Genomic DNA, 22,848 nt, shown 5'->3' on the forward strand with positions numbered 1-22,848 from the left:
ATGATTAGATATCTTTCCAAACCGGGATTATATATTGTTTCAACACCGATCGGTAATTTTGAAGATATAACGCTTCGTGCTATATCGACTTTAAAAAATTCGGATATTATCTTATGCGAGGATACTAGAATATCACAAAAATTGCTAGCAAAACATGACATTCATACAAAATTACAAATTTATAATGATCATAGTGACGAGAAAGATAGAGAAAATATCATAAGTTTAATAAGATCGGGCAATATAATAAGCTTAATTTCTGATGCAGGGACTCCTTTAATTTCCGATCCCGGCTATAAGTTAGTTAGAGGTATACGCAATCTTAATTGTCATATAGACGTAGTACCGGGAGTATCTGCGCCGGTTACTGCTCTAACTTTATCGGCTCTTCCTACTGATCGATTTTTATTTCACGGGTTTTTACCTAAAACTATAAAAAGTAAGAAAAAGATTTTTTCTGAACTAGTAAATCTTAAGGCTACTTTGATTTTTTTTGAAACGGCCCCTCGTTTGATAAATACTTTATCGGTAGCTAAGGAAATACTAGGAAACCGAGAAATATGTGTAGCTCGTGAGTTAACTAAACTGTATCAAGAAATAAAAACAGGGGATATAGATGAAATAATAAAGTTCTATCAAAATAATATTTTAAAAGGTGAGATAGTATTGTTGATTTCAGGAAATATACAGGAACAAAACCAACACAAAAATTTAGAAAAATTTATAGAACTTTGCTTAAGTAAAAACTTAAGTAGCAAAACTACTATCGAACTTGTTTATGACAAATTCAAAGATGTTTATAGTAAAAAAGAGATATATAGATTGGTGAATAAGCAAAAGATTTAATATAAATTTATAGTAGAATATTTACCTCAGAATATGCTAAAATAAAGAGAAAAATCACATTCAGTAACATAATAATATGTCAAAAGTTAATCCTAGAGTAGATTTAGCGTTTAAAAAAATCTTCGGAGTAGAAGAGAATAAAGATTTATTGATATCGCTTATTAATGCAATAGTAAGTGAGAAAGATCAGATTGTAGAAGTAACATTACTTAATCCGTATAATCCAAAGAATTTTAAAGCCGATAAACTATCTATACTTGATATAAAAGCCAAAAGTGAAAGCAGTAAAAGGTATAATATCAAAATCCAAGTAACCGATGAAGCGGATTACGATAAAAAAGCTTTGTATTACTGGGCAAAAATGTATACGGAGCAACTGAAAGAGGGATCAGATTATGCGGCATTAAATAAAACAATAGGGATACACATACTTAACTTTACCAGTATTACAGATACAGATGAATATCATAATTCTTTTCAGTTAAAGGAAATAAAAAGTGGTTTAGTATATTTTAAAGATATAGAGTTACATACGATAGAGCTTAATAAATTTGCTAAGAAGCCTAAGGAGGAGTTATCTGATGTCGTCAAGAAAGTTAAAAATGCTTTAGATATATGGCTAGCATTTTTAACACGTAATGATTTATTAAATAAAGATAATTTACCGAAAGAATTGGATAATGATGTATTGAAAAAAGCATTAACCGTGCTTGAGGTAATAAATTTAAATGATGCAGAAAGAGAGGAATATGAAAATCGTTTAGAGTGGCTTAGAATTGAAACTAGTGCTTTTAAAAAGATGAAAGAGGAAGGAAGGGCTGAAGGCGAAGCTAGAAGAAATATTGAAATAGCAAAAGAAATGCTAATTGATAAAGAGTCTCTAGAAACAATAATGAAATATACTAAACTTTCAAAAGAAGAAATAGAAAAGCTAAAAGCAGAAATCGATAAGGCGGAAAAATAAAAAGTCGTTTGCGATATATACTCCGAGTAAATGAAGAATCAGCAGACGACCCATTATAAAAAACAGTATATTTAGTTAGCTGAGCTGTGAGGACAGCCGCAACCTTTTTGAGGCTTATTGCTTTCTGCCGAATCTTTAAGTTTTTTACCGGCTGCCTGCATATCTTGACCTGCACCTTGCATTGTATTACAAGCACTTGTTAAGAAAGCTACAGCTACTAATATAGAAGTTATAAGTGCTGAACGCATAAATTTTACCTTTATCAAATTGAGCTTAGATATTATGAAGTAAGTAAAAAATTGTCAATTTAAAAATATATTAAAATTTAAAGTATTTGTACACATCACTTAGCCGTATCTTTATAATTACATAAGATATTTTGTTGATAAAATATTAATTTTTAGTATTTCTTTAAGAATTAAAATTTAAAAGTTTTTATAAAATGAAAGAAATCAATTATCAATTGAAAGAAGCACTAGAAGCACTATGTTTTATGCAAGACGGTGTCTTAGATTGTACAAATTTAGAGGGAATAAGCTTACAAGAGATTTTTAATTTTCTTCAAAATCCTTATATAGTAAAGGATAAAATTATCGCTCTTGATATATCAACTTATGAACATTGGAAAGAAGTAAATGATTTTATTTTGCAATTAAATGATAATTCATCTTTTAAGCCCCAAACTATAGAAATTTATACCTTCTATAGATATATGGAAGATATTTTGAATTTAAGATTAAAAACAGGCATAAATATTACTAATCATACTGATGTTAATATGACAGATCGCAGAAAAGAGGCTTTATTAAAAAAATTCTTAGAGAGATTAAAAAAAATAATTTTACTAAAGATGAAGAAAACAGTTAAGTCAATTTATAAAAGCTGTATGTAAAGAAGCTAAAACCCCGGATGGAATCGAAATGCAATATGGGTGAGCTTTACGGCTTGGTTCTAAGTATAATTTCAGTAAAATAGATAAACAATATTCTGATTTACAGGGTATTTTTAAAAAGTTACAAGAGACACAAATACAAAAAGTAAATTCAGAAATTCATCATTATAAACAGGAAGATGATTTACATTTTTATATGGTAAAAGTCAACGGAGCGAATATGTCTGCTTGGCAAGATTTTTTGGGTAAGCAGAGTAGCTTTCAAAGTTCTTATCAAGGCAATGATCTGGTGATAAAAATTTTTGATAAGGGGAAGTATGCCTTTTCCGCTAGCTTAGATTATCATGATCAAGGCTTAACCGATGTATTATGTAGCCTTTGTTTCCAATAAAATATGACTTGTGTGATACTTCATCTATAGAGATGTTTATAACCATGCTGACTTCTCAAAATTCAAGCTTTATTTCGCATTCTGGTATAGCAAGACTTCCAATATATCAAGAAAAACCTTTTATTATAAAACATAAAAATCTTGCAGTTAAACTTCATAGTTTTATTGCCGCCTATGCCAAAGATATTTATTCTAATAAAAAAGAATATATGATTAACTGTACCGGTAAAGGAAATGACACAAATAATTTTTAAAGAATATGAGAAAAAAGGAGTTTTAGATAAAATATATATAGGACATCAGCAAGAAAATTTAGATAATAAACAAACCCCTATAAAACTTATTGAGGATAATGACAAAACTTTATTTAGTCTTTATGATAAAAACTGTAATATATTAAATGAATTAACTAGTGCACAAATGGAAGGAGAATTCGTTTGGTTTTGCAAACATCTGTATCTATTCAGGGGGCAAGGTAAAAGGTGCACCGTTCGTTACTTGTCATTTAGAAACATTAGCAACACTTGATCCTAAACCTAATTCTATAGAACATGAAGATTATTCAGAAATAATTGGTAATTTATAAGATTTACTATAACTCTTATTTAAGGTTAAAATAATAATCGCAATACTCTTTAATAGGGCAGATGTCGCAATCGGGTTTTTTAGCTTTGCATATATATCTGCCGTGCAGAATTAGCCAGTGATGGGCATGCATTAGCCATTTTTTATCGATAATCTGCAGTAGCTCTTTTTCTACTATTTCAGGAGTACCGCCTTTAGCAAGCCCGATTCTTTTGGCTAATCTAAAGACATGCGTATCAACTGCCATTGTAGGCATGCCGAATAAGCAATTTAGTACAACATTAGCAGTTTTTCTGCCAACGCCCGGTAGTTTAATTAATGCCTTAAAATCATTCGGTACTGAAGCTTGATAATTGCTTATCAATATTTTACATAATGCGATAATATTTTTTGCTTTGTTGTTAAATAGTCCGATAGATTTTATATATTTTTTAAGTCCTTCTTCGCCGAGTTCTAAAATTTTTGCTGGTGTATCATAAGTTTCAAATAAAGATTTAGTTGCTAAATTTACTGATATATCGGTGGATTGAGCAGATAATATTACCGCTACTAATAAGGTAAAATCATTCTTATATATTAATTCGGTTTTCGGATTTGGATTATTCTTGCTAAAAATCTCAAAAATTTTATTAACTATTTGTGCTTGCATATATTGCTATAGAAAGTGTATTTTAGAAGATAAATTATTGAGTCTTAAAATGCTAGAAAATAAAAATTGTAAATTTATAGAAAATGAAATAAAAAATAATAAAGTAGTATTGTTCATGAAAGGTACTAAAAAGTCGCCTGCATGCGGATTTTCAGGAACCGTAGTAGCTATTTTGAATAAATTAGGTGTAGAATTTCGTGATATTAATGTACTTTTTGATGCTGAATTACGTGAAGATTTAAAAAAATTTAGCGACTGGCCGACATTCCCACAATTATACATTAACGGAGAATTAGTCGGCGGGTGTGATATTGCTAGAGAGTTATATCAAAGTGGAGAACTTGAGAAGATGTTGAAAGCGTATACTCAGTGAATTTCAAAAATTGGCGTAGTCGTCTAGCAAGTTCTGCGGTGCTCACGTATTCAGTATACGCTCCTCGCCTTGCAGACTCATTGTTCTTTTTGAAATTGACCTTCGTATACTACTACTCAACCTTAATATTTTAAGTACATAAACATATAAAAACATGAGCAAATATTTAGAATACCCCGAAGTAGAAAGTAAAGAGCAGCCGCCGAAGAAGCTAGTAGTATTACTGCACGGTGTCGGCTCGGACGGATATGATTTAATAGGACTTGTGCCTTATATCAAAAATTATTTACCCAATTGTCATTTTATTTCCCCGCATGGTATTGAGGCTTATGATATGATGCCTTATGGTAGACAATGGTTTAGTTTGCAAGACCGCGGCCCGCATATTATGGCAAAGCTAATTGCAAATAATATTTCTAAGGTTGAAGATATAATAAAGCAAAAGCAGGACGAGTTCAATCTAACCAACAAAGATACTATCATTATTGGCTTTTCTCAAGGTACGATGATAGGGTTATATTTAACACTAGTTCAAAAAGAGCCTTTTTTCTGTACTATAGGTTTTTCGGGTGCATTAATTCCACCTATGGATGTTAATAATAAGCTTACTCCTATATGCTTGATTCATGGGGAATTAGATGAGGTGGTCGGTGTTAGCGAGATGTATAATGCTTCAAACTATTTATCTAAGCTGCATATAGAACATAGCGGACATAAATTAACGTCTCTTGCTCATTCAATAGATGGACGGGGGCTTGAGATTGCGATTAATTTTATAAATAACTGTCATTGCGAGCAGCCGTAGGCTGCGTGGCAATCTTAGGATTTTGGTATGAGATTGCTTCGTCAAAATTTTCAATTTTTCCTCGCAATGACGATTAGATATCCACACAACAAAACCAAAAAAATATGAGGATGAATGAATATGTTTAATAATAATTTACACGAAACGGATAAAGAGATTAATGAAATAATAAAGCGTGAAAAGCTACGTCAAAGTAGCGTAATCGAGCTTATTGCATCAGAAAATTTCGTAAGTCCTGCTGTGCTTGAAGCTCAAGGGTCGCTTCTGACTAACAAATATGCCGAAGGATACCCAAGTAAGCGATTCTATAACGGTTGCGAGGAAATAGATAAAGCTGAAAATTTAGCTATAGAACGAGTAAAAAAACTCTTTAACTGCAAATATGCAAATGTCCAACCTCATTCAGGATCACAAGCAAATCAGGCTGTATATCTTGCTTTATTACAGCCGGGTGATACGGTTCTTGGTATGTCCTTAGATAGCGGTGGGCATCTAACGCACGGTGCAGCTCCTAATATGTCCGGTAAATGGTTTAATGCCGTTTCTTATAGCGTAAATAAAGAGACTTATTTAATCGATTATGATGAGATTGAACGCTTAGCGGATTTGCATAAACCAAAATTACTTATAGCTGGTTTTTCTGCTTATCCTCGTAATATTGATTTTGCAAAATTTAGAGAAATCGTGGATAAAGTAGGAGCTTACTTTATGGCAGATATTGCTCATATTGCAGGACTTGTTGCCACAGGTGAGCATCAAAGCCCTATTCCTTACGCTCACGCTGTTACCTCTACTACTCATAAAACACTTAGAGGTCCAAGAGGCGGTTTAATTTTATCTAACGATGAAGAGATAGGTCACAAAATAAATTCTGCATTATTTCCAGGACTACAAGGTGGTCCGTTAATGCATATAATCGCTGCAAAAGCCGTAGCTTTTTTAGAAAATTTGCAGCCTGAATATAAAAGTTATATTCAGCAGGTAATAAGTAACGCTAAAGCTTTAGCAAGTAGCTTGCAAGAAAGAGGATATGATATATTAACAGGTGGTACCGATAATCATATTGTTTTAGTGAATTTGTGTAAAGACGGAATCACGGGTAAGCTTGCAGCAAATTCTTTGGATAGAGCAGGGATTACGTGTAATAAGAATGCTATCCCGTTTGATGAAACTTCGCCTTTTATCACTTCAGGTATTCGCCTTGGTACTCCCGCATGTACTACTAGAGGCTTTAAAGAAAAGGATTTTGTATTAGTCGGTCATATGGTAGCAGATATTTTAGACGGCTTAAAAAATAATGAAGATAATAGCGATTTTGAGCAGAAAGTATTAAATGAAGTGACAAAATTAATTAAATTATTTCCGTTTTATGGCTAATTTAAATAAACGACCTGATTGGATAAAAGTAAAAGCTCCTAATTCTACAGAGTACTATAATACAAAAGATTTAATAAAGAATCTGAGATTAAATACTGTGTGCGAGGAAGCTGCTTGTCCTAATATTGGTGAGTGCTGGTCAAAAAAACATACAACTGTGATGATTTTAGGTTCGGTTTGTACTAGAGCCTGTAGGTTTTGTAACGTTAAAACGGGTAGACCGGATTTACTTGATCCGCATGAACCGCAAAGGTTAGCGGAGGCGGTACAAAAGCTAAATCTTAAGCATGTGGTAATTACTTCCGTCGATCGTGATGATCTTGAGGATGGCGGAGCTTCACATTTTGCGGAGTGTATTAGCGAAATCCGAAAATCATCGCCAAATACTACTATTGAGATTCTAACACCCGATTTTTTAAGAAAAGAAGGAGCAGCTGAAATAATAGCAAACGCAAAACCTGACGTTTTTAACCATAATGTCGAAACAGTACCGTCTTTATACAAAACGATTAGACCGGGGGCTAGATATTATAATTCTTTAAGTTTACTTCATAATATCAAAAAATTATCTCCTGAAATTTTTACAAAATCCGGTATGATGGTAGGACTTGGGGAAGAAATAAATGAAGTAGTACAGGTTATAGATGATTTAAGAGAAGCAAAGGTTGATTTCCTAACTATCGGGCAGTATCTGCAGCCTACCAAAAATCATGCTGAGGTCGCAAAATATGTTACGCCGGAAGAGTTTAAATATCTAGAGCGAGTAGCAAAAACAAAAGGATTCTTGATGGTTTCGGCAAGCCCGCTAATCCGTTCTTCATACCATGCCGATGAGGATTTTCAAAAATTAAAAGAGAATTACCAACAAAAACTGGTGTCTTAAAATATCATCTTATTGCCTGTGTGGTCAGTTTTCATAGCTATTATCTTTGTTTACTAAAGTAAATAATCCTCATGTTGATTAATTTATATATATGATATTATACGTGTAACACACGTGTATACGAGTATTTTATGCAGAAGAAATTGACAATTACTATAGATTAAGCGGTTTATTATAGGCTTTATTCTGTAATAGGTGAACGTAAAATTAGCAAATTTATTGAGCAACTTGTAAAACCTTATGTAATTAATGAGGAGCTTGGAGCCGCTTACAAAGCCATGGCTCAAGATACAAAAGCTGAGGAGAAGGCCAATGAGTGGGTAGAAGGGTTAATAGAACGCGATTTTGATGAAAAGAGCTGAGGTATGGTGGTCGACTTTAATCCTTTGTTAGGTGGAAAGTCGCTAAGGTAAGACCGGCAATAATTACTCAAATGCTTCATTAAATCGTGTTCAAGTAATACCTTTAACTAGTAACATCGATAAATGCTATCCTTGTGAAGCCTACGTAATGATAGGTAGCAAAAAAGGTAAAGCCATGACTGATCAAATAATGACAGTAAGCAAATTAAGATTAAAATCTAAAATTAACGTTATCTCTAATGAAGATATACAGCTTTTAAAATATGTTCTTAAATTACAGCTAAGTCTATAACGACTATTTATTCAATATTTGGTAAAATGATAAATGTAGAAATTGTAAGAAACTACAACAAATGGCGTGAGCATAAGCAAGTCAATAAGAGTTTAATCAAAAAAATAACTCAAAATATTTTATTGCGGTTTGATAATTTTAGTAAAATAAAACAATTTGAATTATCAATTTTACTAACAAATGCTGCAGAAATATTGACCTTAAACAAACAATTTCGTAATATAGAAAAAGCTACTAACGTTCTTTCTTTTCCAAGCAACGAATTAAATTGGCAGGATTTATATTCTAAACTTGAATTTTTAGGTGACTCTGATTATATGCATTTAGGTGATATAGCATTTTGTTATGAGGTAATATATAATGAATCGTGCGAGCAGCACAAAACTTTTGAGAATCATTTTATTCATCTTTTAATACATAGTATTTTACACTTAATTGGTTTTGATCATCAAAATGACACAGAAGCAAATATTATGGAAAATCTAGAAATTGAAATATTATCATATTTCGGTATTTTCCCCCCTTATTAACTAAATAAAAAAATTTATGTTAAAATCTTCAAAAAAAGAAGATTCTAGTAAAAAAAATCAAAATAATAAGTTAATTTTTACTGTACGAAAATTATTCTCTCCGATAAAAAATTTTTTTAGAAAAACAAAAACGCCCGATAATTTTTTTGGTGTCATAAAACGCCTTAAAATTAATAGCCAAAAAATGACTTTAGACGAGCGTAATATTTTAGCTAATTTATTGGAGCTAGAAGATAAAACTATTGAAGATATAATGGTACCGCGTTCCGATATTGCGGCAATAAAATTAACTACGAATCTAGAAGAATTAAGTGAGTCTATTAAGTTAGAAGTCCCACATACACGAACTCTTATATATGACGGTACTTTGGATAATGTAGTAGGGTTCATTCATATCAAGGATTTATTTAAAGCATTGGCTACAAAGCAAAACGGTCGTTTAAAAAAGCTTATACGTAAGCATATAATTGCAGCTCCTTCTATGAAATTATTAGATTTGCTAGCAAAAATGCGTCGTGAGAGAACACATATTGCAATAGTTGTTGATGAGTATGGCGGTACTGACGGTTTAGTTACTATTGAAGATCTTATAGAAGAAATAGTAGGACGAATAGATGATGAGCATGATCAGCAATTAGATAGCGATAATTTCAAGGTTATTAATAACTCAACAATTATTTCAAATGCACGTGTTGAAGTAGAAGTGCTTGAAGAAATAATAGGAGAAAAGCTACAAAATGATTATGATGAGTTTGATACGATAGGTGGATTAGTATTGACTAGAGTCAGTAGTGTTCCGGCTATCGGTACTAGAATAGATATTTCAGAAAATATTGAAATTGAAGTTACGGACGCAACTCCTCGTTCTTTAAAACAAGTCAAAATTAGACTAAAAAACGGTTTGAATGGTAAATGAATACGAATTTAGAGTCGGTGTGTCCTCTAAATTCGTTAAAAATATTTTATTATTATATTGCAGCTTGTGCTTCATTTCCTATCAATTCCATCGGACTTTCTTACGAAGTTGCGTCTGTATAATGCTCATATGCTAGAATTGCTCCCATTGTTGCTACTACATCGGCACCACATTTGAGAATAAAAGCCGGAGATTTAAGTAAATCACCTGCTATCACATAAATTCCAACAGCACATGCTCCTACTACTGCAATCTTACCATACCAAGGGGGTGGTATCATCACTTCTAAATAACTCGACTATTTTATTAAGCATAAAAATAAACCTAATTAGTTAATATTAAATTTTAGTTATGCGATATATAACTAAACATTAACTAATTGTCAATGATAATTACCATGAAACATGGACAATATAATTTTATGACATTATTTTCATTTGACTTAGCAGAGAAATTTGAGTTAAATATCGAAGCTCTATACATAAAAAATTATCATTATGAATGAATTACATATTAAACTACAAAATTACAGTAGTACATATCCTGAAGAAATTGTTACAAAAACAAAAATGCTTGAATTTTTAAATGAATATGAAAACCCTTTTAGCTGAGATTTACAAATAGGACATTTCACTGCTTCGGCTTTTTTACTTAATAATGATAAAACTAAATTTTTATTGATGCACCATAAAAAGCTTGATAAGTGGCTTCAACCAGGCGGTCATTGTGATGGAGATAGTAATATATTAAATGTAGCGGTTAAAGAAGCTATAGAAGAATCCGGAATTAATGAAATCAAAACGATCAATAAGGAGATTTTTGATATAGACACCCATTATATTCCGCAAACTCATAATGAGCCTGCTCATTATCACTATGATGTACGATTTTTACTAAAAACAGTAAATAATGATAATTTTATAAAAAATAACGAATCGAATGAACTTAAATGGTTTAACTTTTCTGATTATTCAAAATTAGATATTGAACTAGAACGTTCCGTTACTAGAATGATAGAAAAGTTTATGACAATTAACCATTCTGCTTGTTAAATATAAATTATTGCCCTATAATAAATAGCGTTTTTTAAATAAAATGTAAATCAAATGCCATCATCTAGAATTTTTTCATTCCGTAGTAAGAACAAGGAAGATAATACTCCAAAAAACCTAGAAATTACGCATCCAGATTCAATTAATGAGAACAGACATCCGAACTCTCTAGCAGGCGAAGTTGTTACTATTAAACTTAAGGATCAGCCTCAGCCTCATAATTTTATAAAGAGTGAAAAAGTTACCCTAACTTCATTTAAACTGCCTTCTTCTCAAAGTAAAGACGAATTTGATCCTATCTTAAAAGATGTTGAAAATATCTTAAAGGATTTTGAGATTTTCTTAGTATAGGGACTAAAGCTTTAGTAGAGATTGATTCATAGTAACATCGATAGTTTTATGCTATAAGGTTCCTAGCTAAAAAGAGCATTACCCGCGTAGATCAAAAAACGCGTTCGGTGTCATACCGTGGCTTGACCACGGTATCTTGGTCACAGACTGTATCCTTAGATCCCGTGATCAAGTCGCGGGATGACAATAATTTATTTTATGCTATTTTTTGATATTCAAAATATATTTTTCTTACTGCATAAATCCATGCTAAGCATACAAAAGTAAATACCACCATTAGAATTGGTGAGATTAAGGTAAAAGTAGCGGTTGGAACTAAAGTAAAAATAATAGATTGCACAAGACCGCTAGAGGATTTGCCGACTTTTGCACTTATCACGTCAACCGCAGCTTTGCCTTTGGTTTTAAGCTCCTCATCAAGAGGGATATATAACATTTCTCTTGAAGTATCCCATATAGAATATTTAGTACCTTTAGCTAAAATATTTTGAATGCCACCGATTGAAACGGCAAGAGCAAGAGGTGACATTAAAATTGCTCCATCAAATAATGATAAAATTTGTTGGTCAAATACGATAAGTACAAAGAACAAAATGCCGGTCACCATTATTATAACCGGTGAAATAACTGCTGCTACAAACCAGTTGTGCATACGCATAATGTTATTACCGATGATGGTCATAACCATTATTGCCACGCCTGTCCAAAGTATATACAGACTGTTAAATTCAGCATAGGTATTTACAGTCGGATATAATTCCTTAATTTTTGCTTTCCATACGGCTTCGACTAAGTTAATAGCAAATCCGAAAGCTGCCGAACAAATTAAAAGTAGCCATAAATATTTTGATTTTGCAATATATTTAAAGCTTTTAATTAGCCCCATACGTTCTGAAGTTGAGCTACCGCTTTTTGCTTTAGCATAAAATAACGGATTAGTAAAAACGTTCTTGCTAATAAATCTAACTAACAAACAACAAATAATAGCAACAATTGCCACAATTGTCGTGGATACTTGAACTAAAGTGATTTTACTATCCGAAATACTCATAAACTTCTTAATAATAGTATCTTCCGATGATAGATTCATCATTAAAAAGCCAACTAATATTAAAGAAGAGTTGCCGAATAGCGAAAAGAGAGTATAAAATCTTTTTGCTTCTTCGGTAGTAGTAAGTTCATTAGCAAACTGCCAAAATAATAATACGTAAAAAATATTAGGCCAAAGCTCGGCAAGACTATAATATACTATATAACCCCAATTACCTACTAATGAGATATACCACTTAAAATGAGGATAACGTTCCATCCAGTCAGCTAGATTATCAGGATGTACATGAAAAATATGAATATTAGGATAAATTACAAAAGTGAATAAAACAAAAAAGCTGATAAAAAATGCACTTAAATAATAAAAGATCTTTTCAAAAGTAAGATAATTAATCATTTTAGCATAAATAATCACGAATAAAGCAGCGGCAGGCGTAACGCAATAAACTTTAGCAAAACCTGCTATTTCTGCACTAATCTCGGAGATTAAAATACTATCTTTTAAGATGCGTAAAACATTTTGATTAAACAAAATACAAAACATTAAGGTACTCATCGGAATAAACTTTCCGAGTTCGTAATTATGCACAGGCCAAAATGCCGCTCTGAATTTGTTTTTAAACGATCGTGATGAGGTACTTAACATTATAAATCCCTAAGGACAAAAAAAAAACTTAAGCACTTCAAGATTTTATGTATTTCCCCTAAAACTTTAGAGCCTATATACTTGTTATTACATTCTGAAGGTGCTGAACTTATACAATATATTTAGCCTTTTGTCAAGAATTACTAATATAAGATTAGATACTCTCAATGCCTAGATAGTAATAAACTACAGGAATATTTTGACCTTTATAATAATTATACAAAGACACCTAATTTAGGTAATAAATATTTAGAATCAGGTAAAATAGTAATGCAAACAGAGCATTATAGGGTGTTGTATTATTCGGTGTTATCCCGTGGTTTGTCTATAGGTTCCAGTAAAAATAAATTAAAAATGGATTCCCGCTTTCGTGAGAATGACAAAGGGGAATTCGGGAATGACATAGAAAGAAGTCAGGATGAAATCAAAACTTTCCTAATCATCCTCTCTATCTTCAACTCACTGGAAATATTTTTTTTAGCTCGTGACAAAAGTTTTATTGAAAATTTGAGAAGCTACGGTGAAGTTTATTTAATAGATTGGCTAGAGATTGAGGAACCTAAATATTTACTAGACGACTATGTGCATAAAATAATCGAAGTAATAGATAATTTGAAAATTAAAGACATTAATTTAATAGGTCATTGTATCGGCGGTAACCTTGCGATAGCTACAAACGTACTTATGCCTAAATTTATCAAAACTCTGACTTTACTTACCTGCCCGTGGGATTTTTCTCATTTTTTCTATATAAGAATGTTGCATCGATATTTAAAACTAGATAGTGGCATAGACAATTTACCGATAATTCCTAAAATTCATATTCAAATTTTATTTTTTCTTTTATTCCCTGATTATTTCAATGCTAAATTAAAAAATTTTTTCTCTATAACTTCCGATAAGGAGCAAGAATTAGCATTGAGAATAGAGAATTGGCTTATGTCAGGTAAAATAGTATATCTAAGGAGGTTTATAATCAAATTACACAAAATATATTAGATGAAAATATGTTTATAAATCTTAAATGGAAAATCGATAATTTTATTATTGATCCGAGTTTAATTCATTGTCTTGTATATATAGTAGCAGCAGAAGATGATCAAATAGTACATAAATCTTCTATTTTACCTTTGCAAAAATTATTAAAAAACTCTAAGCTTATAGATGTAGCAGGCGGACATATTAGTTATTTAATAAATGATAAACTAGATAAATTGTTTCAGGAGTACACATTATGACAAAACCGGTTTATATAACTTATGCGAAAAGGACTGCTTTCGGCTCGTTTATAGGTAGCCTTAGTACAACAGCTGCACCTATGCTTGCTGCTCATTTAATAAAGGATATACTGCAAAACAGCAAAATCGATCCAGCTTTAGTAGGTGAGGTAATCCTTGGACAGGTAATAAACGGCGGTAGCGGGCAGAATCCGGCGAGGCAAACTCTGATTTATGCGGGAATACCGAAAGAAGTGCCGGGCTATACGATTAATAAAGTATGCGGCTCAGGTCTTAAAAGCGTAGCACTTGCAGCAAATTCAATTATGACGGGTGATAATGAAATAGTTATAGCAGGTGGGCAGGAGAATATGTCGCTCGGTATGCACGGTAGCTATATCAGAGCAGGAGCTAAATTCGGCGATATTAAAATGGTTGATCTAATGCAGTATGACGGATTAACCGATGTATTTTCAGGAGTATTTATGGGTATTACAGCCGAAAATATCTCGAAACAGTTTAATATTAGCAGACAACAGCAGGACGAGTTTGCCTTAAGCTCTCACAAGAAAGCAGCTAAAGCACAGCTAGCAGGAGTTTTTAAAGATGAAATCTTACCTATCGAAGTAACGATTAAAAAAACTACTAGTTTGTTTGATCATGATGAAACAGTAAGACCTGATACCAGCCTTGAAATTCTGAGTAAATTACGTCCTGCTTTTGATAAAAACGGTGTAGTTACAGCGGGTAATGCTTCCCCTATTAATGACGGTGCGGCATGTCTTATGGTAGTTTCCGAAGAAGCTTTGAAAAAGCATAATTTAACGCCGCTAGCTCGTATTGTTTCTTATGCTTCAGCCGGTGTTGATCCAAGTATTATGGGTACTGCCCCTGTTCCTGCATCCAAAAAAGCTTTAAGTAAAGCAGGTTGGAGCGTTAATGATTTGGAAGTTATCGAGGTTAATGAGGCGTTTGCCGCTCAAAGTATTTATGTAAACCGTGAAATGAAATGGGATATGGAGAAGGTTAATGTTAACGGTGGAGCAATAGCAATCGGTCATCCGATCGGGGCAAGCGGCGGACGTGTACTGATCACTCTGATACACGGCTTACGAAGAGCTAAAGCTAAAAAAGGCTTAGTTACTTTATGTATCGGTGGCGGTATGGGTATGGCTATGTGCGTTGAAGCGGTTTAAATGTGCATTTGACTATATAGGCATTAATTGCTTTATTTGCTAAAGAAGAAAGTTGTATTCATCTGAATTAACTATAGTTCATTGTAATATATATCTGATCTAATATCTCTACAACCTAATAATGCATAATTACAATGTGTTATTGTATTTATAAACTCATGAAAGGTAGAAAAATGAGAGAATGCCTCCGGTTCATAACTCTCCCAATAATTTTCTGCTTCTTCTATATTATTACAAACACGCTTTAGTTTTTGACCAAGATATTTAGGAATATTCCCTAAATTTTTTGCCCAACTCCATACCATAAAATAGTTAGGATTAAAATCAGTAGAATCTATAAGAGGAGTTAGTTTAAAATGCTTCAATAAATTAGAAAAGTTATTTATGAGCTTATGAGAGGCTAACGCTTCATTGGGTATATAATTCTCATCATCAAATTGATGAAATATTTTTAATCTTTTTAGGCATATAGGTATCTCTTTTGCAAGTTCCATATAACGGAGAAGATTAGAAATTGGGTATTATAAAAGGTATAAGTTTGATTGCTTTTAAGCCATTCTTGGTCATTATTTATTATTTGTGCATCTTCAATTGGATATGCATCATTCCCATAAATTAAACAAGACAATATATAACTTAAGGTAGCTAATTGCATGCTTGGTGACCAGTTTATAGGATTCCAAGAAGACCAAATGCTAGACACTATATATTTAATAATTTCCTTATTATTTTGCATTTATTATATACTATTTGGGTTAAGGAAATAATATATTAAATGAATTTATAAAAATACTAAATTTTATTAAAATCATTAATAATTTGGTGATAATTGTGTTAATTATACACCTCTTTATATGCTATAAACAGTAACATTAAAAAGTTGTTTACTTCTTCTAGTTTCATACTTAGGATATTTCTATTTTAAGTGTAAACTTCTTTTGATGTACAATCAATCTGATGAACAAAGCAAATCTATCCTTGGTGTATGGAAGATTATTGAAGTACTAACTCCTAATAAAAACGAAAATTTAAATAGATATTTTGCAATTATTAGAGAACATACCGATAAAAAAGGCAGTTTTAGTTGCAAACTGGATAAGAAAGAAACACTTTTTTCTTAAAAGATGCTTAGTTTGAAAAACTGGATAAAACAAAACTCGGTATTGATCTTGAGAAAAATGAAGTAGCAGTTTATTGGCATATTTATCTCGGTTATTTAAAATGGTCGGAAGCTGCACTTGATATTTTAAAGAAAATCCAAAATATAACTAAATTAGATCAAGAGTTCTTAAATGATTATAATAACCATCAGGATAAGCAAGAGCAACCGAAAAACACCTATTGCTGGTTTAACTATAGATGAAAACGGTAAATATATTGAATGATTTATGGTTATCTCTACTGTTGCTTATGTTCTCGGTAGAATCATGAGAGAAGAGTTCCAAGAAAAAGAATTAAAAGATTTACCAAATTTTGTAGATAATAATAACAGCCTAATAGAGGAAGTATTTTCAGAAAGTGAGAGAATATATTTTAAGGATAAAAAGCAAGATTCTTGAGTTAAAACTCTAAATTTAAAAATGATTAATCTTATGATTGATCTTGTAGTACAGAAGTTAGAAATTGACAAAAAATATTTATTTAGCCGCTCTGAAATATGTGTAAGAAGAGTTACCTCGCATAAAAAGAAAAAAGATAAACCGGTAATTTATAATTTTGCCACTCCTTCCTTAGAAATCCTTAGAAATGTTTAATAGTTTTTTCTAAGACCATTAGATTTTGTACGAAGTAATATAGAAAAATTTGACTCGGAATCAGCAATTGCCAAATATCGTGGTAAAGAAGATAAGCCGGATTCCATAGATGTTTTAAAGCATCAAGAAAGTCTACAAGAACTGTTATCTCCATTTATGATGCAACCGACGCGTTGGTGTTCATCGCCGAGTCACTCTCTTGCGGCACTGCAAACTGCTGCGATTAATTTGGTATTACCCTCTTTTTCAGGAAAGCTTTTTGCTGTTAATGGTCCGTCTGGTACAGGTAAAACCACTATACTTTTTGATCTTATAGCAAATATCTATGTAGATCGTGCTTCATATTTAGCAACTTTAGAAGATCCTAAGGACGGGTTTCAAAATAAAAAATCTTCCTTACATACACCAAATTTTGATTATCATGTTAATTCTTTAAAAACGGAATTACAAACTTACGGTATGGTTGTTGCATCATCTAATAACAATGCCGTTGAAAATATATCTAAAGAAATATCGTTATATAGTAAAATAGATAAGCTATATCATAAAGATTTAAGTTATTTTAAATAACTTTTATTGAAAGAGGAAAAAGAGAAAGATAGGGGTATATTTGCTGCGGTGCTCGGTAATCATGGAAATAAAAAGAGATTTTCAAATAAGTTTTGGAAATATAAAGATGAAGAAGAAAACGATGATAAGAATGATGAAAAACATACAATGCTGCAATATCTTAATCTGCTAGTTAATAATAAATGTAAAGATAAAGCCCCTGCACATTTTAAACCTGAATATTGTAATTCTATAGATGAAATTAATAATGAATGGAAAGAAGCGTGTGCTGATTTTAACAATTTATACAGTGAAATTCATGAAGTTTATGAAAATATTGTATCAATTATTGAATTTAATAAAAAGAAAAGAGAGTTAATTAAGGAAGAGGATTTAGGAGTGATATATGCAGAAAAAAAGAAGAGCAAAATGAGTTAGAATTATAGCTTGATTATAAAAGCTCTAAAATACTTGAAATTGATTGTGAAATAAAATTATTAAATTTGTTTTTTTTGAAAAAATTCATGCATTTTTGAAAACCGCAAAATACAATTCTTGCTATGAGCAAAAACGGGATTTAATTAAGCTAAAAAATAAATCTTCAGAAGAAATTGACCAGATAAAAACTGATATTAAGAATATTAAAGCTGCAATTAAGAAAATTGAAGCTTCTGTAGAAGAAATAAAACAGCTTAACGACTATATAAGCTTGGCTATCGTAAGTTTAAAAGATAAATATTTCAATATTAAGGATTTTGAAGAAGATTTATTTTGGAAAAATTGGCAAGAAAATTTTGAAGATTTAAATAAAGTCACTCCTTACTTTGATAAAGAGTTTGAAAAATTAAGATCAAAATTATTCATAAGTGCTGTAAGATTACATGAGATATTTATAAATGCTAATGCTGATAATTTGGGGCATAGCCTGAAATATTTCTTTGATATGGCAGTGCATTCATCGGGTGACCCTAAGATAAACAAAATTGCTTGGCAAAATTTCTTTATGGTCATACCTGTTGTGTCTACAACTTTTCACTCATGCGATAAAATGTTGGCAACATCCGAACATAATGAAATTCCTTGGTTATTTATTGATGAAGCAGAGCAGATACCGCCACAATACGCAGCTAGTGCTATTTAAAAATCAAAAAAAGTCGTAGTAGTCGGTGGTCCGCTACAAACAGATCCTATTTCTATATTAAAGCAAGATTTAATGAACAAATTATGTGAACATTTTAAGGTTTCATATCCTGAGTGGTCACCTTCGGAAGTTTCATTGCAAAACCTAGCTGACCGTAATTCTTTATATCAAACAAAAATAGATGATGTTACGGTTGGTTTCCCTTTATTAGTGCATAGAAGATGCCAAAATCTGATGTTTAAAATATGTAAAAAATAGCTTACGGTGACAAAATGATTTTTGCTACCTCTGACTGTCACTCTGATATTAGAACGATTTTAGGTACTTCAAAATGGATAGATATAAAAGATAATAAGGTTCAACGTTATAAATATGAATCGGAAGCCGAATTTCAAAAATTACTAGAGTTATTAAAACCAAGTATTAAAAGAGAAAAAAGGGGATGATTCGCTCAAACAAATTTACATTATTACAATGTATAAAGATTACAGCGAATCTATTCGTAGAAAATTGAATGAAATAATATGACGATTCAAGATATGAGAAAACAATTCAAGCATTTGGATATAAAAATATCGGCACTATTCATGCATTTCAAGGCACAGAAAACGATACGGTAATAATACTACTAGGAGCTCAGCATCCTCTGGATAAAGGTGTAAGAAATATAATGACGCACAAGCCAAACGTCTTAAACTTCGGTATTAGCAGAGCTAAAAATAACCTTTATATTATCGGTAGCCTTGAGATTTGGCTGAAACATAAATATATGCCGGAAATCTATAATATGCTTGGTGATAAAGATTATACTTAGAGAGCACTACAAGAATTGGCTAACTGTACAGACTGGCGGAGAGAGAGGGATTCGAACCCTCGATACGGTATGACCCGTATAACGGTTTAGCAAACCGCCGCCTTCGGCCACTCGGCCATCTCTCCGGTTATATGGCTTTACTTTATATCATCTAATAAGCAAAATTTCTAGAATTATTTTATAATTTTTCTAACTCAATATAATCATTTTCCGGCTTTACGGAATTGCTCATAATCAAAGCTTCCTTATCACACCTGGGTAGCCCTTTAAAGTCCATATACCAATAACTAGGTAAATCATCCCAACTACGGAAATATTCAATATATTTGTAAAACTGTTTAGCCTTGGCTTCGATAGTTTTAATATCCGTGTTATCATCACAAATATCAAAAAGTTGTTGGGTTATGTAATAAATAGATTTAGTATCATTTTTATATTTATCTATTAAGTACTCTATAATTTCGATTCGCTTGTTTAAGCTAAGATGATAAGATAAGATGATAAGAGTCTGAAATTAACAATTTTACAAAATTCTCACTATCACTACAGATGCTAAATAATATGTTCTGAATGTTCTCAAATAATTTCTGATATTTAACTAAAAATCTATTCCAAGTTATTGCTTTAAGCTTGACAAAACTCTTATAGTCTCTTGGTTGGCATTCGGGAATATATTTTTGTAACGGTACTAAAAAATTGAGGTTATCTAAATTTTGATGAAAATTGTGTAATTCTTCAAAATATGCAGCCATAAAAATGATTGTACACTGAGTAATAAGAAAATCTACAAAATAAAATTGATAAATAAATTTGATGATATTTGAATATCTGCTACTAACTCGCTGTCTAGTTTTCTAATATCATTTACTATATCACCAATATATTGTAACTCTTCATCCGTGTGATCTACATATTTAATATTTAAATCTTCAAAGGTAATAACTTTACCTTTGGCTATTTTATCTATTATTGTATAGTTTTTAATTATAGGTGCTTCATAATTAGCAATAATATAAATTTCCGGATTATATATATCTTTGAAGTTATTTCGCAGCATATTGTTTACTGCTTTTACCGTATTTTGATTTAGATAATCAAGCTCTAATATATGAATATTGGTAAGTAATAAACTTGCATGATCTATTTTATTAAAAGGAGCAACATACCATGGATATTCACCTTCTTTAATGTCTTTTTGGATAAGAGCAATTTTTTTATAACATTCTTCTTTTAAAAATGTATCATTAGTATCTGTGAAGGCTAAATTGTAAAATCCTCTATTACCTTGTCTAAATAGCTCTGCCAATCACTAGTGAATAATTCTAGCAATTGCTTAAAAAAACTAAAACTAATTTGCATATAATAATATTAAGTTAATTTAAAAACTTTATGAATCAGAAGTTATTAGAGACAGTTATTGACTAACGTTATCTAAACAATGCTGTAGTTCTTCTAAATTACTTATATTACTTAACTTATATGGATAATTAATTTTCCGGAGCATATTTGTTAGTACGCTTCCTGCCCCTATTTCTACTATATGAGTGATTTCTAATTGGTGAAATAATTCTAGAGTTTCACGCCATCTAACTCGCCCGCATATCTGAAGCATTAAATTTTGTTTGATTTCTGTAGGATCTAGAGTAGGTTTTGCGGTATAATTTTGGATTATCGGTATCAGAGGTTTATTAATTACAGCTTTATCAAGAGCTACTCGCATTTTTTCTTCTGCTGGTTTCATTAAGCTACAATGAAATGGAGCACTGACTTTCAGCTTTATCGCTTTATAACCTAAATCTTTAATTATACTAATAGCATGATCTATAGCTGTGGTCTTGCCACTAATAACTATTTGTCCTTCGATGTTATCGTTGGCAATTTGGCATAAATTTATTTTGTTGATCTCTTCTAATATTGCTTCAAGTTTTTGAAGCGGAATATTGATACAAGCCGCCATGCTTCCCTCACCTTCAGGACATGCTTCCTGCATAGATGTACTACGTGTATGAAGTAGTTTTGCTGCTGTCTCAAGGTTAATACTTTCGGTGCTACATAAAGCACTATATTCACCTAGCGAATGACCGGCAGCATAATCACAAAGACTATCCAAACTTTTATCGGTTTCAGCTTTGATAATATTTATTATTGCCATAGATACTGCCATTAATGCCGGTTGTGCGTTAGTGGTTAAGGTAAGTTCTTCAGAAGGTCCATTAAAAATTATATCGGTGAGTTTGCGGTTTAGTACTTCATCAACGATTTGAAAAGTTTCTTTGGCGGGTTTAAAATTATCATAAAAATCTTTTCCCATACCGATCAATTGCAACCCTTGACCGGGGAAGATAAAAGCTGTTTTCATATTTTGTATTATCGATTGAGTTTATTAATAGATTTTATTAAAATTTTCTAAAATAGTCAAATTATTTTAAGCATTTTAAAACTGTTTTTCAATTGTTACGCTATATATAATTTTTACAAAAGTATTAATTTTTCTTAGCTCTATAACTTGATTACTGCCAACTAGTACTATAAATTAAACTAAGAAAATATAAACAAGGAAATTAGTTATGAAGTTAAAAGAATATTTTAAAAAGTTAGAAAGTACAGCTTTTGGTCCGTGGTTTGCTGCATTTAAAAAATTATTGAGTAAAGAGGCATTAGAAGAGGAAATACTGAATATAAAACTAAAGGAATCTGAAAAGCAAGAGGTTAATAAAAAAGGTTTAGTTATTTTATCTAATAATGTTATTGAAATTGAACAAAAAGATACAATAGAGCATGCAATTTCAAGAGTTAACCAATATAAAGAAAATATAGGTTTGGTATTTACTCTAATTACCAATATTCAATTAGAAAAATTTGCAGAATTTATCTATAATTTACCGAAAAAAACATAGTGAATTTAAGGATTACTTTCGTAGTGAAGAACAAAAAGATGGGTTTTTTAAAGAAGATGCTTATAAAAAAGTTGTTAATAAAGGTAAATTAGTTGAAAAATTCCAAAACTCATATAAATATAATTATGAAAAAATAGAACAAAATGTTCATGAATGACAAGCTTATTTAGATTTATATGAATATAATTGTGGTATTCTTAAATCTGATTTATTAGGGCATGATCATTATCATAATGCATAAATTATTATGCTATCTATTTTATAAGTAGCGGTTTCAATAAAAATCTTATTAATTTTCTTATGACAATATCTATAA

36 protein-coding genes, 1 tRNA gene and 3 pseudogenes are annotated in these 22,848 nt (G+C 31.3%); 30 read left to right on the forward strand and 10 right to left on the reverse strand.

Annotated features, from left to right (window positions below; all coding sequences use genetic code 11):
• Together rsmI and GCO76_RS06100 are read left to right on the forward strand one after the other, a co-directional pair.
• Positions 1–846, forward strand: coding sequence for a 16S rRNA (cytidine(1402)-2'-O)-methyltransferase (gene rsmI / locus GCO76_RS06095; protein ID WP_410956556.1), 846 nt, complete (start codon positions 1–3; stop codon positions 844–846).
• A 76-nt stretch (positions 847–922) separates the two neighbouring features.
• Entirely contained in the window at positions 923–1,810 is an 888-nt protein-coding gene (locus GCO76_RS06100) for an Rpn family recombination-promoting nuclease/putative transposase (protein ID WP_410956557.1), read from the forward strand.
• Between the two features lie 71 nt (positions 1,811–1,881).
• Here the strand turns inward: GCO76_RS06100 and GCO76_RS06105 are convergent, their stop codons facing one another.
• Positions 1,882–2,058 (reverse strand): entericidin A/B family lipoprotein, encoded by a 177-nt coding sequence (locus GCO76_RS06105; RefSeq protein ID WP_012151273.1) that lies wholly within the window; start codon positions 2,056–2,058, stop codon positions 1,882–1,884.
• A gap of 194 nt (positions 2,059–2,252) precedes the next feature.
• Between GCO76_RS06105 and GCO76_RS06110 the strand changes: the two genes are divergently transcribed.
• The 4 genes from GCO76_RS06110 to GCO76_RS06125 all read left to right on the forward strand — a co-directional run bounded on the left by GCO76_RS06110 (position 2,253) and on the right by GCO76_RS06125 (position 3,621).
• Positions 2,253–2,702 carry a hypothetical protein gene (locus GCO76_RS06110; RefSeq protein WP_410956558.1) on the forward strand — a complete coding sequence of 150 codons (450 nt, stop codon included), beginning with the start codon at positions 2,253–2,255 and terminating at the stop codon, positions 2,700–2,702.
• Between the two features lie 196 nt (positions 2,703–2,898).
• Positions 2,899–3,093, forward strand: a complete 195-nt coding sequence (locus tag GCO76_RS06115) for a hypothetical protein (protein ID WP_024704357.1) — start codon at positions 2,899–2,901, stop codon at positions 3,091–3,093.
• A gap of 8 nt (positions 3,094–3,101) precedes the next feature.
• On the forward strand, positions 3,102–3,347 hold the full coding sequence (locus GCO76_RS06120; RefSeq protein ID WP_410956559.1) for a hypothetical protein: 246 nt from the start codon (positions 3,102–3,104) through the stop codon (positions 3,345–3,347).
• Positions 3,328–3,621, forward strand: a complete 294-nt coding sequence (locus GCO76_RS06125; protein ID WP_410956626.1) for a hypothetical protein — start codon at positions 3,328–3,330, stop codon at positions 3,619–3,621. The genes GCO76_RS06120 and GCO76_RS06125 overlap by 20 nt, the downstream gene beginning before the upstream one ends.
• A gap of 73 nt (positions 3,622–3,694) precedes the next feature.
• Here the strand turns inward: GCO76_RS06125 and nth are convergent, their stop codons facing one another.
• Positions 3,695–4,327: an endonuclease III gene (gene nth, locus GCO76_RS06130; protein WP_410956560.1), complete on the reverse strand. Its 633-nt coding sequence runs from the start codon at positions 4,325–4,327 to the stop codon at positions 3,695–3,697.
• Positions 4,328–4,376: 49 nt separating this feature from the next.
• Here nth and grxD point away from each other — a divergent pair, with 49 nt between their 5' ends.
• From grxD to tlyC, 7 genes and pseudogenes are all read left to right on the forward strand, one after another.
• A complete protein-coding gene (gene grxD / locus GCO76_RS06135) occupies positions 4,377–4,700 on the forward strand; it encodes a Grx4 family monothiol glutaredoxin (protein ID WP_410956619.1) in 324 nt (107 codons plus the stop codon).
• 154 nt (positions 4,701–4,854) lie between these two features.
• Positions 4,855–5,505, forward strand: a complete 651-nt coding sequence (locus GCO76_RS06140) for an alpha/beta hydrolase family protein (RefSeq protein ID WP_410956561.1) — start codon at positions 4,855–4,857, stop codon at positions 5,503–5,505.
• A gap of 114 nt (positions 5,506–5,619) precedes the next feature.
• Complete coding sequence (gene glyA, locus GCO76_RS06145) at positions 5,620–6,882, forward strand: serine hydroxymethyltransferase (RefSeq protein ID WP_410956562.1); 1,263 nt, start codon at positions 5,620–5,622, stop codon at positions 6,880–6,882.
• A complete protein-coding gene (lipA, locus tag GCO76_RS06150) occupies positions 6,875–7,765 on the forward strand; it encodes a lipoyl synthase (protein ID WP_410956563.1) in 891 nt (296 codons plus the stop codon). Before glyA ends, lipA begins: the two co-directional genes overlap by 8 nt.
• A 432-nt stretch (positions 7,766–8,197) precedes the next feature.
• Positions 8,198–8,419 (forward strand): annotated as a pseudogene (locus GCO76_RS06155) (type II toxin-antitoxin system PemK/MazF family toxin); the annotation flags it as partial.
• 26 nt (positions 8,420–8,445) lie between these two features.
• Complete coding sequence (gene ybeY, locus GCO76_RS06160; protein ID WP_410956564.1) at positions 8,446–8,949, forward strand: rRNA maturation RNase YbeY; 504 nt, start codon at positions 8,446–8,448, stop codon at positions 8,947–8,949.
• A 16-nt stretch (positions 8,950–8,965) separates the two neighbouring features.
• The gene (gene tlyC / locus GCO76_RS06165; RefSeq protein WP_014014744.1) at positions 8,966–9,865 is read left to right on the forward strand and encodes a hemolysin C; all 900 of its coding nucleotides are present in this window, start codon (positions 8,966–8,968) and stop codon (positions 9,863–9,865) included.
• Positions 9,866–9,965: 100 nt separating this feature from the next.
• Here the strand turns inward: tlyC and GCO76_RS06170 are convergent, their stop codons facing one another.
• Positions 9,966–10,145: a hypothetical protein gene (locus GCO76_RS06170; protein WP_103897539.1), complete on the reverse strand. Its 180-nt coding sequence runs from the start codon at positions 10,143–10,145 to the stop codon at positions 9,966–9,968.
• Positions 10,146–10,362: 217 nt separating this feature from the next.
• Here GCO76_RS06170 and GCO76_RS06175 point away from each other — a divergent pair, with 217 nt between their 5' ends.
• Genes GCO76_RS06175 through GCO76_RS06185 form a run of 3 tightly spaced genes read left to right on the forward strand, consistent with a single transcriptional unit; the run spans position 10,363 to position 11,268 of the window.
• Positions 10,363–10,476, forward strand: a complete 114-nt coding sequence (locus tag GCO76_RS06175; protein ID WP_014014742.1) for a hypothetical protein — start codon at positions 10,363–10,365, stop codon at positions 10,474–10,476.
• A gap of 9 nt (positions 10,477–10,485) precedes the next feature.
• Complete coding sequence (locus tag GCO76_RS06180) at positions 10,486–10,917, forward strand: NUDIX hydrolase (protein ID WP_410956620.1); 432 nt, start codon at positions 10,486–10,488, stop codon at positions 10,915–10,917.
• A gap of 54 nt (positions 10,918–10,971) precedes the next feature.
• A complete protein-coding gene (locus GCO76_RS06185) occupies positions 10,972–11,268 on the forward strand; it encodes a hypothetical protein (RefSeq protein ID WP_103897540.1) in 297 nt (98 codons plus the stop codon).
• A gap of 196 nt (positions 11,269–11,464) precedes the next feature.
• Here GCO76_RS06185 and tlc5 read toward each other — a convergent pair whose 3' ends face one another.
• A complete protein-coding gene (gene tlc5, locus GCO76_RS06190) occupies positions 11,465–12,964 on the reverse strand; it encodes a GTP/GDP exchange transporter Tlc5 (RefSeq protein WP_410956565.1) in 1,500 nt (499 codons plus the stop codon).
• A gap of 153 nt (positions 12,965–13,117) precedes the next feature.
• Between tlc5 and GCO76_RS06195 the strand changes: the two are divergent.
• Both GCO76_RS06195 and GCO76_RS06200 read left to right on the forward strand, forming a co-directional pair.
• Positions 13,118–14,202 (forward strand): annotated as a pseudogene (locus tag GCO76_RS06195) (alpha/beta fold hydrolase).
• Positions 14,199–15,377 carry an acetyl-CoA C-acetyltransferase gene (locus GCO76_RS06200; protein WP_410956566.1) on the forward strand — a complete coding sequence of 393 codons (1,179 nt, stop codon included), beginning with the start codon at positions 14,199–14,201 and terminating at the stop codon, positions 15,375–15,377. The pseudogene GCO76_RS06195 and the gene GCO76_RS06200 overlap by 4 nt, the downstream one beginning before the upstream one ends.
• A gap of 71 nt (positions 15,378–15,448) precedes the next feature.
• Here GCO76_RS06200 and GCO76_RS06205 read toward each other — a convergent pair whose 3' ends face one another.
• Complete coding sequence (locus GCO76_RS06205; RefSeq protein ID WP_410956567.1) at positions 15,449–15,871, reverse strand: hypothetical protein; 423 nt, start codon at positions 15,869–15,871, stop codon at positions 15,449–15,451.
• A 447-nt stretch (positions 15,872–16,318) separates the two neighbouring features.
• Here GCO76_RS06205 and GCO76_RS06210 point away from each other — a divergent pair, with 447 nt between their 5' ends.
• The 10 genes and pseudogenes from GCO76_RS06210 (at position 16,319) to GCO76_RS06255 (ending at position 19,635) form a co-directional block, all read left to right on the forward strand.
• Positions 16,319–16,498 (forward strand): hypothetical protein, encoded by a 180-nt coding sequence (locus GCO76_RS06210; RefSeq protein ID WP_103897545.1) that lies wholly within the window; start codon positions 16,319–16,321, stop codon positions 16,496–16,498.
• 20 nt (positions 16,499–16,518) lie between these two features.
• A complete protein-coding gene (locus GCO76_RS06215) occupies positions 16,519–16,740 on the forward strand; it encodes a hypothetical protein (RefSeq protein WP_410956621.1) in 222 nt (73 codons plus the stop codon).
• Between the two features lie 25 nt (positions 16,741–16,765).
• On the forward strand, positions 16,766–16,936 hold the full coding sequence (locus GCO76_RS06220) for a hypothetical protein (RefSeq protein WP_410956568.1): 171 nt from the start codon (positions 16,766–16,768) through the stop codon (positions 16,934–16,936).
• 21 nt (positions 16,937–16,957) lie between these two features.
• A complete protein-coding gene (locus tag GCO76_RS06225; RefSeq protein ID WP_410956569.1) occupies positions 16,958–17,131 on the forward strand; it encodes a hypothetical protein in 174 nt (57 codons plus the stop codon).
• Between the two features lie 156 nt (positions 17,132–17,287).
• The gene (locus GCO76_RS06230) at positions 17,288–17,701 is read left to right on the forward strand and encodes a P-loop NTPase family protein (protein ID WP_410956570.1); all 414 of its coding nucleotides are present in this window, start codon (positions 17,288–17,290) and stop codon (positions 17,699–17,701) included.
• Between the two features lie 6 nt (positions 17,702–17,707).
• On the forward strand, positions 17,708–18,118 hold the full coding sequence (locus GCO76_RS06235) for a hypothetical protein (RefSeq protein WP_410956571.1): 411 nt from the start codon (positions 17,708–17,710) through the stop codon (positions 18,116–18,118).
• A 50-nt stretch (positions 18,119–18,168) separates the two neighbouring features.
• A pseudogene (locus GCO76_RS06240) lies at positions 18,169–18,476 on the forward strand (hypothetical protein); the annotation flags it as partial.
• A 417-nt stretch (positions 18,477–18,893) separates the two neighbouring features.
• Entirely contained in the window at positions 18,894–19,079 is a 186-nt protein-coding gene (locus GCO76_RS06245) for a hypothetical protein (protein ID WP_410956572.1), read from the forward strand.
• A gap of 14 nt (positions 19,080–19,093) precedes the next feature.
• A complete protein-coding gene (locus tag GCO76_RS06250) occupies positions 19,094–19,267 on the forward strand; it encodes a hypothetical protein (protein ID WP_410956573.1) in 174 nt (57 codons plus the stop codon).
• 176 nt (positions 19,268–19,443) lie between these two features.
• Complete coding sequence (locus GCO76_RS06255; protein ID WP_410956622.1) at positions 19,444–19,635, forward strand: P-loop NTPase family protein; 192 nt, start codon at positions 19,444–19,446, stop codon at positions 19,633–19,635.
• 33 nt (positions 19,636–19,668) lie between these two features.
• Here the strand turns inward: GCO76_RS06255 and GCO76_RS06260 are convergent.
• From GCO76_RS06260 to fabD, 5 genes are all read right to left on the reverse strand, one after another.
• Positions 19,669–19,760: transfer RNA gene (locus GCO76_RS06260), tRNA-Ser, on the reverse strand.
• 53 nt (positions 19,761–19,813) lie between these two features.
• Complete coding sequence (locus GCO76_RS06265; protein ID WP_410956623.1) at positions 19,814–20,137, reverse strand: hypothetical protein; 324 nt, start codon at positions 20,135–20,137, stop codon at positions 19,814–19,816.
• Positions 20,115–20,387, reverse strand: coding sequence for a hypothetical protein (locus GCO76_RS06270; protein ID WP_410956574.1), 273 nt, complete (start codon positions 20,385–20,387; stop codon positions 20,115–20,117). Before GCO76_RS06270 ends, GCO76_RS06265 begins: the two co-directional genes overlap by 23 nt.
• 32 nt (positions 20,388–20,419) lie before the next feature.
• Complete coding sequence (locus GCO76_RS06275) at positions 20,420–20,941, reverse strand: hypothetical protein (protein ID WP_410956575.1); 522 nt, start codon at positions 20,939–20,941, stop codon at positions 20,420–20,422.
• 108 nt (positions 20,942–21,049) lie between these two features.
• On the reverse strand, positions 21,050–21,994 hold the full coding sequence (fabD, locus tag GCO76_RS06280; protein WP_410956576.1) for an ACP S-malonyltransferase: 945 nt from the start codon (positions 21,992–21,994) through the stop codon (positions 21,050–21,052).
• A gap of 208 nt (positions 21,995–22,202) precedes the next feature.
• Here fabD and GCO76_RS06285 point away from each other — a divergent pair, with 208 nt between their 5' ends.
• Positions 22,203–22,532 (forward strand): hypothetical protein, encoded by a 330-nt coding sequence (locus GCO76_RS06285; RefSeq protein WP_410956577.1) that lies wholly within the window; start codon positions 22,203–22,205, stop codon positions 22,530–22,532.
• Positions 22,495–22,689 carry a hypothetical protein gene (locus GCO76_RS06290; RefSeq protein ID WP_410956578.1) on the forward strand — a complete coding sequence of 65 codons (195 nt, stop codon included), beginning with the start codon at positions 22,495–22,497 and terminating at the stop codon, positions 22,687–22,689. The genes GCO76_RS06285 and GCO76_RS06290 overlap by 38 nt, the downstream gene beginning before the upstream one ends.
• Positions 22,690–22,848: the final 159 nt, after the last annotated feature.

It is taken from the genome of Rickettsia koreansis (genome assembly GCF_046532895.1).
In the GTDB taxonomy this organism is placed as follows: Bacteria; Pseudomonadota; Alphaproteobacteria; order Rickettsiales; family Rickettsiaceae; genus Rickettsia; species Rickettsia rickettsii.

Coding starts and splice junctions, on each gene's coding strand:
- GCO76_RS06110 (WP_410956558.1), top strand. CDS start 2,253: ATGAAAGAAATCAATTATCAATTGAAAGAAGCACTAGAAGCACTATGT.
- GCO76_RS06250 (WP_410956573.1), top strand. CDS start 19,094: ATGATTTTTGCTACCTCTGACTGTCACTCTGATATTAGAACGATTTTA.
- GCO76_RS06210 (WP_103897545.1), top strand. CDS start 16,319: ATGTACAATCAATCTGATGAACAAAGCAAATCTATCCTTGGTGTATGG.
- GCO76_RS06185 (WP_103897540.1), top strand. CDS start 10,972: ATGCCATCATCTAGAATTTTTTCATTCCGTAGTAAGAACAAGGAAGAT.
- GCO76_RS06220 (WP_410956568.1), top strand. CDS start 16,766: ATGGTTATCTCTACTGTTGCTTATGTTCTCGGTAGAATCATGAGAGAA.
- rsmI (WP_410956556.1), top strand. CDS start 1: ATGATTAGATATCTTTCCAAACCGGGATTATATATTGTTTCAACACCG.
- GCO76_RS06200 (WP_410956566.1), top strand. CDS start 14,199: ATGACAAAACCGGTTTATATAACTTATGCGAAAAGGACTGCTTTCGGC.
- GCO76_RS06140 (WP_410956561.1), top strand. CDS start 4,855: ATGAGCAAATATTTAGAATACCCCGAAGTAGAAAGTAAAGAGCAGCCG.
- GCO76_RS06170 (WP_103897539.1), bottom strand. CDS start 10,145: ATGATACCACCCCCTTGGTATGGTAAGATTGCAGTAGTAGGAGCATGT.
- lipA (WP_410956563.1), top strand. CDS start 6,875: ATGGCTAATTTAAATAAACGACCTGATTGGATAAAAGTAAAAGCTCCT.
- GCO76_RS06125 (WP_410956626.1), top strand. CDS start 3,328: ATGACACAAATAATTTTTAAAGAATATGAGAAAAAAGGAGTTTTAGAT.
- GCO76_RS06205 (WP_410956567.1), bottom strand. CDS start 15,871: ATGGAACTTGCAAAAGAGATACCTATATGCCTAAAAAGATTAAAAATA.
- GCO76_RS06100 (WP_410956557.1), top strand. CDS start 923: ATGTCAAAAGTTAATCCTAGAGTAGATTTAGCGTTTAAAAAAATCTTC.
- glyA (WP_410956562.1), top strand. CDS start 5,620: ATGAATATGTTTAATAATAATTTACACGAAACGGATAAAGAGATTAAT.
- GCO76_RS06270 (WP_410956574.1), bottom strand. CDS start 20,387: ATGGCTGCATATTTTGAAGAATTACACAATTTTCATCAAAATTTAGAT.
- tlyC (WP_014014744.1), top strand. CDS start 8,966: ATGTTAAAATCTTCAAAAAAAGAAGATTCTAGTAAAAAAAATCAAAAT.
- tlc5 (WP_410956565.1), bottom strand. CDS start 12,964: ATGTTAAGTACCTCATCACGATCGTTTAAAAACAAATTCAGAGCGGCA.
- GCO76_RS06175 (WP_014014742.1), top strand. CDS start 10,363: ATGAATGAATTACATATTAAACTACAAAATTACAGTAGTACATATCCT.
- GCO76_RS06225 (WP_410956569.1), top strand. CDS start 16,958: ATGATTAATCTTATGATTGATCTTGTAGTACAGAAGTTAGAAATTGAC.
- GCO76_RS06285 (WP_410956577.1), top strand. CDS start 22,203: ATGAAGTTAAAAGAATATTTTAAAAAGTTAGAAAGTACAGCTTTTGGT.
- GCO76_RS06245 (WP_410956572.1), top strand. CDS start 18,894: ATGAACAAATTATGTGAACATTTTAAGGTTTCATATCCTGAGTGGTCA.
- GCO76_RS06105 (WP_012151273.1), bottom strand. CDS start 2,058: ATGCGTTCAGCACTTATAACTTCTATATTAGTAGCTGTAGCTTTCTTA.
- grxD (WP_410956619.1), top strand. CDS start 4,377: ATGCTAGAAAATAAAAATTGTAAATTTATAGAAAATGAAATAAAAAAT.
- ybeY (WP_410956564.1), top strand. CDS start 8,446: ATGATAAATGTAGAAATTGTAAGAAACTACAACAAATGGCGTGAGCAT.
- GCO76_RS06230 (WP_410956570.1), top strand. CDS start 17,288: ATGATGCAACCGACGCGTTGGTGTTCATCGCCGAGTCACTCTCTTGCG.
- fabD (WP_410956576.1), bottom strand. CDS start 21,994: ATGAAAACAGCTTTTATCTTCCCCGGTCAAGGGTTGCAATTGATCGGT.
- GCO76_RS06115 (WP_024704357.1), top strand. CDS start 2,899: ATGGTAAAAGTCAACGGAGCGAATATGTCTGCTTGGCAAGATTTTTTG.
- nth (WP_410956560.1), bottom strand. CDS start 4,327: ATGCAAGCACAAATAGTTAATAAAATTTTTGAGATTTTTAGCAAGAAT.